This is a genomic window from Kitasatospora sp. NPDC057512 (genome assembly GCF_042802135.1).
Taxonomy (GTDB): domain Bacteria; phylum Actinomycetota; class Actinomycetes; order Streptomycetales; family Streptomycetaceae; genus Kitasatospora.
Map to the genome: position 1 here is coordinate 1 of NZ_JBHVET010000390.1, position 7,760 is coordinate 7,760.

Here is a 7,760-nt window from a genome sequence, read left to right on the forward strand (position 1 = left end):
GGGTGGGGATCGGCGGCCCGCGCCCGGCCCTGGACAAGCCGGACGCGGGCCTCGGCGTCCCCCCGTACGCGCCTAGCGGTACGCCGCCTGCCCGGTGAGGGCCTGGCCGACCACCAGGGGTGGATCCCGTCGGTGCCCGTCAGGGGTTACCCAGGCGTGCCGGTGTGGTGCGGGGTGCTCATGGGCGGTCCTCGGGGGCCTTGTCGTACGAGTGCTCGTCGCGCGGGTGCTGGTCGTGTGAGTGCTGGTCGTACGGGTGCTCGTCGTACGGGGCGTCCAGCCAGGCGGTGAGTTCGGCGGTGTGCTCGCCGAGCCGGGGCGGGGGCAGGTGGTAGCGGGGCGGGGTGCGGGAGAGGCCGATCGGGTTGGCGACCAGCTCCAGCGGGCTGCCGTCCCGACCGGGCAGTGGCGCCCGCGGGTGCAGGCCGAGCGAGTCGGCGAGGGCGAAGGCCCCGGCCAGGTCGTTGACCGGTCCGCAGGGCACGCCGAGCGGGGTGAGCACCGCGAACCACTCGGCGGCGGTGCGGCGTTCGAGCCGGGAGGTGAGCTCACGGGCCAGCGCGCCCACGTGCGCGACCCGGTCGGCGTTGGTGGCGAAGCGCGGGTCGGCGGCCAGCTCCGGGGCGCCCACGCCCCGGCAGAGCGCGGCGAACTGCCGGTCGTTGCCGACCGCGACGACCAGCGGGCGGTCGGCGGCGGTGAACACCTCGTACGGGGCGATGGAGGGGTGGCGGTTGCCGAGGATGCCGGGCACGGCGCCGGCCAGGGTGTAGCCGGCGGACTGGTTGACCAGACCGGAGAGCAGGGTGGAGAGCAGGTTCAGCTCCACCAGCTGGCCCCGGCCGGTGGTCTCGCGCTCGCGCAGCGCGGCCAGCACGCCGACCGCCGCATGCAGTCCGGTCAGGACGTCCACCAGCGCGACGCCGGTCTTCACCGGCTCGCCGGGGGCCGGACCGGTGACCGACATCAGGCCGCCGACGGCCTGCACCAGCAGGTCGTAGCCCGGCAGTCCGGCGCCCTCGCCGGAGCCGAAGCCGGTGATCGAGCAGTAGACCAGCCGGGGGTTGAGCGCCTCGGCGCGGTCCGGGCCGAGGCCGTGGCGGGCCATCGTGCCGGGGCGGAAGTTCTCCACCAGCACGTCGGCGCGACGGACGAGTTCGACGGCGCGGGCGTGGTCGGCCGGGTCGCGCAGGTCGAGGGTGAGGGAGCGCTTGTTGCGGTTGACGGAGAGGAAGTAGGTGGCCTCGCCCTGGGCGTGCGGCGGGCCCCAGGCGCGGGTGTCGTCGCCGGTGCCGGGCTGCTCGACCTTGATCACGTCGGCGCCGAGGTCGGCCAGCAGCATGGTCAGGTAGGGCGCGGCGAGGACCCGGCCGAAGTCGGCGACCAGGACGCCGTCCAACGGGAGCCCGGTCATTTCGGCCCCCTGGCCGCCCCGGCCGCGGCCGTCGCGTCGCCGGTCGCCGCGTCACCGGCCGTCGCGTCGCCCGAGGGGGCGTCGCCGCGCAGGTGCGGGCGGGCCAGCAGGAGGTAGAGGCCGCCGGCCGCGAGCACGACCACCGCCGAGAGCAGCACCAGGTAGTTGTCGTACCAGGCGGCGTCCGGGGTGCGGCCCCAGCAGATGTTGACGATCGCGGCGACGCCGTAGACCAGTGCGCCGATGTTCACCGCCAGGCCCCAGCGGCCGAGCCGGAAGTCCCCGCTCGGGCGCCAGCCGCGCAGTCGGGCCCGCAGGGCGGCCAGCACCACCATCTGGAACGCCAGGTAGATGCCGATGCTGGAGAAGGAGATGATCTTCGTCAGGGCGCCCTCGGAGAGCGCCGAGGCGCCCACGATGATCACGCCGGGCAGCGCCGCGGCGAGCAGCAGCGCGTACGGCGGCACCCGCAGCCGGCCCGAGACGGTGGCCAGCAGCCGGCTGCCCGCGATCATCCGGTCCCGGGCGAAGGAGTACGCGAGCCGGCTCGCCGCCGCCTGGAGGCTCAGCACGCAGGACAGGAAGGAGATCAGCACCACGCCGATCACCACCCGGGCGCCGGCCGCGCCGAAGGCGTCGTGCAGCACCCTGGCCACCGGGTCCTTGTCGTCGCCGGAGACCACCGCGCCGATGTCCTGGATCGACATCACCAGGGCGAGGCTGACCCCGATCGCCGCCGCGCCGCCGACGTAGATGGTGCGCCGCATCGACTTGGGGATCTGTCGACCCGGGTCGGCCACCTCCTCGGCGACGTCGCCGCAGGCCTCGAAGCCGAAGAACAGGAAGACCGCGATCAGCCCGGCGGCCAGGAAGGCGTCGGCGTAGTTCCCGTCGCCGCCCGCGCCGAAGCGGTCGAGGACCACGCCGAGGCCGTGGTAGCGGTGCGTCAGCAGCAGCCAGGCGCCGACCGCCAGGGCGCCGAGCAGCTCGGCGGCGAAGCCGAACATGGCCGCGGCCGACAGTACCCGGGTGCCGCCGAGGTTGATCACGGTGGCGAGCGCCAGCAGGCCGAGTGCGCACCAGACGGTCGTCGCGGTGCTCGGCTCGACGCCCAGGAGGGCGGCCACGTACGGGCCGGCGCCGTAGGAGACGGCCGCGATGGTGGACATCAGCGCCAGCAGGTAGACCCAGCCGGTCAGCCAGCCCCAGGTGCGGCCCCAGAGCCGGCGCGCCCACGGGTACACCCCGCCGGCCACCGGGAACTGGGCGACCACCTCGCTGAACACCAGGGCCACCAGCAGCTGGCCGAGGCCGGCGATCAGGAAGCTCCAGACCATCGGCGGCCCGGCGGTCTGGAGCGAGGAGGCGAAGAGTGTGTACACACCGACCACGGGGGAGAGATAGGTGAAGCCGAGCGAGAAGTTCGCCCAGAGGCTCATGTCGCGCTTGAACTCGGAGGTGTAGCCGAGGGCGGCCAGCCGTTCGGCGTCCGGGTCGGGGGAGTGGACGGTGGCACGGGCACTGGCATCGGTCATGACCTGCTCCTGGGAACGTGTCGTGATGCGTCGTCGTGATGCGTGGGGGAGCGCTGCGGGGTGCTGCGGGGTGCTGTGCGGGCCGAGGTTGCGGGAAAACATACGAGGTTGGGTTTCTAGCGGCAAGGGTGCGCGCTCGACCGGGAGGTACCCTGCGGGAAACATCCGGTCGGACGGTGATCCGGACACGGTGGTGCGGACGCGGTGGTCCGGAGATGGTGATTCGGAGCGGTGATTCGGAGCGGTGGTCCGGGGACGGTGATTCGGGGACGCCCATCCGGAGGCGGGCGGTCCGGCGACGGTGATCGAGGAGGGGCGGCGTGACGACCATCGGCAGTGCGACCCCGCTGCTCAGCGCCGTCCTCGCGCCGCTCGCCGACCTCGGGCGCGCCGACGCGGTGGCCCGCCGGATCACCGAGGCGATCGCCCTCGGGCTGGTCGCGGACGGGGACCAGCTGCCCAGCGAGAACGACCTCGCCGACCAGCTCGGCGTCGCCAACGGCACCGTCCGCGAGGCCCTCGCCCTGCTCCGCGAGGCCGGACTGATCGAGACCCGGCGCGGCCGCAACGGCGGCAGCTTCGTCCGCACCCCCGCCGAGGGCTCCGAACAGCTCCAGCTCGCCCGGCTGCGCGACCTCGCCACCGTCGACCTGCGCGACCTCGGTGACGAGGAACTGGCCGTCTTCGGCACCGCCGCCCGGCTCGCCGCCGAACGCGCCCCGGCCGACCTCGGCCCCAGGCTCACCCGGCTGGTGCACGACCTGCGCGATGCCGCCGGGCCCGCCGGGCGGTGCCGCGCCGACGCCCGCTTCCACATCGAACTCGCCGCCGCGGCCCAGTCGGTGCGGCTCACCCAGCTCGCCGTCCGGCTCCAGGCCGAACTCGGCCCGCTGCTCTGGCTGCCCGCCCCGCACGGACCGGACCAGGAGCGCTTCGCCGAGCAGCACCGGGAGATCCTGGTCGCGGTGCTGGCCGGCGACGCGGCCGGGGCCCGGGCCGCGGCCGAGGCGCACACGGTGGCCTGCGTCCACCATCTGGTCCGGCGGCACCTGGAGTTGGCGGACGACGGCTGAGCCGGGGCCCGTCGTTCCCGGAACCGCCCCTCGCCGGAAGTCCGTTGCCGGAAGCCCGTTGCCGCCGGAACCCTCCCTCGCCGCCGGAGCCGTCATGACCAGCGCGTCCAGCCCCGCCCTGCCCGTCGCCCGAGCCCTCGGCGGGCCCGCCGCCGTCGAGCGCTGCGCCCGACGGGTCGCCGCCGCCGTCGACGCGGTGCTCGCCGAACTGGACGGCCTGCGGGCGGCCGTGGCCGACTGCTGGACCCGGGCGGCCGCCGAGGGGCGCCGGCCCGCGGCCGCCGAACTCGCGGCGGTGCACGGGGCGGTGGGCGAACTGCTGGCGCGGCCCGGATCGCGCTGGTTCGGCTGCGGAGCGGTCGTGGCACCCGGCGCGCTCGCCGACGCGGACCTGCACGCGGAGTGGTGGCACCGCGGCGCGCGCGGGGCCGGGGAACGGCGGCTGCGGCTCGTGCTCGACCCGGCGGACGCCGAGTTCTACGACTACCGGGTGCTGCCCTGGTTCGCCCGGCCCCGGGACGAGGGGCGGCCCTCGGTGGCCGGGCCGCAGGTCGACCTGCTCTGCGCCGACCGGTACGTGCTGTGCTGCGCCCGGCCCGTGGTCGTCCCGGGCGCGGGCTTCGTCGGGGTGGCGGCCGGGGACGTCCCGCTGGCCGCGCTGGAACGGCTGCTGGTGCCGCCGCTGCGGGAGCTGCCCGGCGAGGCCGCGCTGCTCGACGTCGAGGGGCGGGTGCTGGCCGCCACCACCGCGGCCCTGCCGGTGGGTTCGCTGGCGCGCGGGCTGCTCGCGGACCCGGCGGCCGAGCGGGCCGGGGTGCCGTCGGCGGCGGTGGACTGGACGGTGGTGCGCGGCTGACGGTCGTCCGGACGGTGGCGGCGAGCGGATGTGACCTTCATTGGTGAAGGTATTAGTCGTTCCGCTTCCCCCGGCCGGGCGGCGTGCTGAAGCAGCAGTCCCCGCAGAGACCGGCGCCCGGACCCACCCGGTAGTAGAGGCAGCAGCTGTTCCGGCGGAACGCCGTACCGCGCGGCCCGGTGCGCAGGGTGCCCGACCCGGCCAGCGGTGGACGGTCCAGCAGCTCCGCCGCCAACGCCCGTGCGGCGCCCGGCGCATGGGCGTCCAGGATCCGTAGCGTCCCGGCCAGCGCGGAGGCGGCGTTGCCGAGCAGCAGGCGGCGGGAGAGCGGGGCAGCCGCCCGTACGGCCGTCGCCAGCGGCTCCAACTGGCCCAGCAGGACGGCCTCGTACAGCTGGTCGGCGAGCGTCCCGGTGGCCCTCCCGGCGGTCGGCCCGGAGGGCGGAGCAGCGGACGGATCGGCGGACGGAGCAGCGGACGGATCGCTGGACGGATCGCTGGACGGCCGGACGGGCTCCGGCGGGGTCCACAGGTCGAGCGGGCCCTGGTCCGGGATCCGCACCCAGGCGTGCTCCAGGGTCGGGACCGTCCCCAGCAGGACGGCCGAGCCCAGGCCCACCGACCAGAAGCGGGCGGCCAGCCCCAGGTGCAGGATCGAGGCGGCGACCCGGGGCTCGTCGGTGCCGAGCCGCTGCGCCACCACCCGCAGTCGCGCCGCCAACGGCGCGTCCGGCCCGGTGCCGTACAGCTCGGCGAGGGGCCGGAAGCCCTCGGGCGGACGGTCGACCGGTGCGGTGTCCAGCGCGAAGTACGGCCCGACGGTGGCGAGTCGGGCGTAGTCCGGCGGCCGACGGTCGGCTGCGGGGTTCAACGGCCGTCCCCTGTGCGGTCGTTGAACCCCGCGCCAGCCCGTGGCGGGGTGGTCGGATGGTCGAGGGGCATCGGGGCCTCCAGGTCTGCGGGTGCTCGGGCGACGGTGCGCGGCCCCGGTCGGACCTGGTCGGCACCGGCCGGACCCGAGCGGCCCGGGCAGGCCCGGTCGGCCGGTGTCAGCCGCGCACGGAGAAGTCACCGCTGGTCGTGCGGATGAACGGTACCGTGCCCTGGCAGTCCGACACCGGCTGGCCGAACACGCCCCAGACCCAGCCCATCCGGTCCCCGCGCCGCCCGTTGTCCTCCACCGAGAGCGCGACCTTCTGGCCGGCCAGCTCCAGACCCGGGAACCATGGCGCCTCGCCCTTGGTGATCACCCCGGTGGCGATCGCCTCCCGGCCGCCGACGGCCAGGCAGGTGATGTCGCCCTCGAAGTCGGCGACCAGCCGGCCGTCGGTGTGCACGTGACGGACGTGGAAGTGGCCCGCGGTGCCGCGCGGATCGGTGTTGGTGGCGGCGCGGGCGTCCACCGAGATCTGCACCGGGTCGCCCTTGAAGCCCTGGAACGCCGTGGTGAGGACGGTGTTGCCGGTGCCGCGCACGCTCACCGGCCCGAAGTCGCCCGCAGCGGCGGCCGGTTCCGCGGCGGACGTCTGCGCGTCGGACGTCTGCGCGCCGGGGACCGGCGCGGCGGTGGTGATCGGTGCGGCGACGGCGGCCGGTGCGGCGGTGGCGGCCGTCGCGGTCAGCAGGAGGAGCGAGACGGCGGCGGTGGCGAGGCGGCGGTTCATGGGGGTGCGTTCTCCTTCGGGTCGGTCGTTCCGGTGCCACCCAGCATGCTTCCGCCCGGCCGCGCGGACCTCCCGCTGCGGAGGGGAGTTGACGGCGGGCCGCTCCTTCCCGGGGAGGAACCCGCCTCCCCCGGGAGAGCTGCCCCATAGGCTCGGTGTGTGCGCACCTCAGCCCGACCCCGCCCCGTCCCACCCCGCTCCGCCCGGATCCGCCGGTCGCTCGCCGCCGTCTCCGCGCTCGCCCTGCTGGCGCCCGTCCTGCTGGCGCAACCGGACGCCCGTGGAGCGGCCGCGCTGCTCGCCCTGACGGCGGCGTTCGCCGCGGTGGCGGCGCTGCTGCCCTGGCCCGCCGGGAGGGTCACCCTCGGTGCGGCCGTCGGAGTGGTGGCCGGGGCCTCGCTGCTGGTCGACCTGGTCTACCCGGGGCCGTACCGGCTGCCCGCGTTCTGGCTGCCGTTCGAGTGGCTCGCCCTGCTCGGGCTGCTCTTCCGGGCCGTCCGCCGGCTGTCCGACCGCCGGGTCGGCCCGCTCGGCGGGCTGCTCGGGCTCGCGGCGGTGCTGCTGCCGCTGCGGTTCGCCCTGCGGACGCCCCAGGGCGGCGCGGCCTGGCCGGTGGTCGGGGTGCTGCTCTCGCTGCTGCCGCTGCTCGGCGTCGCGGGGGCGGCCCTCTACCTGCGGGTCCTGGACGCCCGACGGGAGCGGGCGGTCGCCCGGGCCCGGCGCGAACAGCGGCTGGAGGTGGCCCGGGGGCTGCACGACTTCGTCGCCCACGAGATCACCGGCATCGTGCTGGAGGCCCAGGCCGGTCAACTCCCGGACCAGGAGCCGGGGGAGACCGCCGCACTGCTACGGCGCCTGGAGGAGGCCGGGCTGCGGGCGCTGGACTCGATGGACGAGATGGTCGGCGCGCTGCGCGAGCCGGGCGGAGAGGACGGCCGGTCCGATCCGCCGGACCGGGAGGAGCGGGATGAGCGGGAGGAGCGGTCCGGCGGGGCGACCACGCGCCGGCTGGGCCTGGCCGACCTCCCCGAGCTGGTCACCCGCTTCGGCGCCACCGGTGCCGGCGGCACCACCGGCGCCCCGCGCGCCACCGCCGAGCTGGCGCCCGAGACCGCCGGCCGACTCTCCGCGGAGGCCGAGGCGACCGCGTACGCCGTCGTCCTGGAGGCCCTCACCAACATTCGTCGGCACGCGCCGCAGGCCACCGAGGTCACCGTC

General features: G+C 76.1%; 7 protein-coding genes. 3 read left to right on the forward strand and 4 right to left on the reverse strand.

Features of this window, described 5'->3' with window-relative positions; genetic code table 11:
* Window positions 1–178 precede the first annotated feature (178 nt).
* Both ACFU6K_RS23730 and ACFU6K_RS23735 read right to left on the reverse strand, forming a co-directional pair.
* Window positions 179–1,414 carry a CaiB/BaiF CoA transferase family protein gene (locus ACFU6K_RS23730; RefSeq protein ID WP_380666118.1) on the reverse strand — a complete coding sequence of 412 codons (1,236 nt, stop codon included), beginning with the start codon at window positions 1,412–1,414 and terminating at the stop codon, window positions 179–181.
* A complete protein-coding gene (locus ACFU6K_RS23735) occupies window positions 1,411–2,949 on the reverse strand; it encodes an APC family permease (protein ID WP_380666120.1) in 1,539 nt (512 codons plus the stop codon). The genes ACFU6K_RS23730 and ACFU6K_RS23735 overlap by 4 nt, the downstream gene beginning before the upstream one ends.
* A 320-nt stretch (window positions 2,950–3,269) precedes the next feature.
* Between ACFU6K_RS23735 and ACFU6K_RS23740 the strand changes: the two genes are divergently transcribed.
* Both ACFU6K_RS23740 and ACFU6K_RS23745 read left to right on the forward strand, forming a co-directional pair.
* On the forward strand, window positions 3,270–4,022 hold the full coding sequence (locus tag ACFU6K_RS23740) for a FadR/GntR family transcriptional regulator (protein WP_380666122.1): 753 nt from the start codon (window positions 3,270–3,272) through the stop codon (window positions 4,020–4,022).
* A 94-nt stretch (window positions 4,023–4,116) separates the two neighbouring features.
* Window positions 4,117–4,878, forward strand: a complete 762-nt coding sequence (locus ACFU6K_RS23745; protein WP_380666124.1) for a cache domain-containing protein — start codon at window positions 4,117–4,119, stop codon at window positions 4,876–4,878.
* Window positions 4,879–4,930: 52 nt separating this feature from the next.
* Here the strand turns inward: ACFU6K_RS23745 and ACFU6K_RS23750 are convergent, their stop codons facing one another.
* Entirely contained in the window at window positions 4,931–5,749 is an 819-nt protein-coding gene (locus tag ACFU6K_RS23750; RefSeq protein ID WP_380666126.1) for a (2Fe-2S)-binding protein, read from the reverse strand.
* Window positions 5,750–5,927: 178 nt separating this feature from the next.
* A complete protein-coding gene (locus tag ACFU6K_RS23755; protein ID WP_380666128.1) occupies window positions 5,928–6,542 on the reverse strand; it encodes a hypothetical protein in 615 nt (204 codons plus the stop codon).
* A gap of 159 nt (window positions 6,543–6,701) precedes the next feature.
* Here ACFU6K_RS23755 and ACFU6K_RS23760 point away from each other — a divergent pair.
* Window positions 6,702–7,760, forward strand: a 1,059-nt coding sequence (locus ACFU6K_RS23760; RefSeq protein WP_380666130.1) for a histidine kinase, incomplete at its 3' end; no start/stop codon positions are given.